This is a genomic window from Halorubrum sp. CGM5_25_10-8B, assembly GCF_005435095.1.
GTDB lineage: Archaea > Halobacteriota > Halobacteria > Halobacteriales > Haloferacaceae > Halorubrum > Halorubrum ezzemoulense.
In genome coordinates this window covers 1-436 of record NZ_SGTY01000050.1, presented here as the reverse complement: position 1 = coordinate 436, position 436 = coordinate 1, and the positions used below count along the sequence as shown (strand labels likewise).

The following is a 436-nucleotide window of genomic DNA, read 5'->3' as shown; positions in this document are numbered from 1 at the left end:
GACCAGTACTAGCGGTTTGAGCATTATCAAAACAGATAGGCTAGACCTATCGTTCATCACGCAGTAGCTTCAACTACCACCTATGTATCGACAAAACCCCGTCAAAATTGGTGTCGGTATCGGAGTATTCGGCGCGTTGTTCCTTCTGCTCACCACTATCTTGCTCTTTGTTGTTCCGCAAGAACTGATGTCGTCAACGGCAAGCAACGTCTACATAGATACGTGGTCGCAACCGATCATGACTGTTGGCGGATTCGTATTTTCTGTTGGGATTCCCCTTGCTTGTGCAGTGATCGCATATTATCTGACGAGGGGAGAGCACACACCGGGAAGCGTCGTTATAGGATTCCTCATCGGAGGAATCGTCTTTATCATCGGGAACGCAATTCTTGGAGTAACCGTAACTAACCTCTTTGTGTCTGGTGCTGGAGTAGAA

At 47.7% G+C, this 436-nt stretch carries 1 protein-coding gene; it reads left to right on the top strand.

All coding sequences use genetic code 11. From position 1 onward, the window contains the following. Window positions 1-82: 82 nt before the first annotated feature. Window positions 83-436 (top strand): hypothetical protein (locus tag EXE51_RS17445; protein WP_137693188.1); only part of this gene is annotated, 354 nt, incomplete at its 3' end.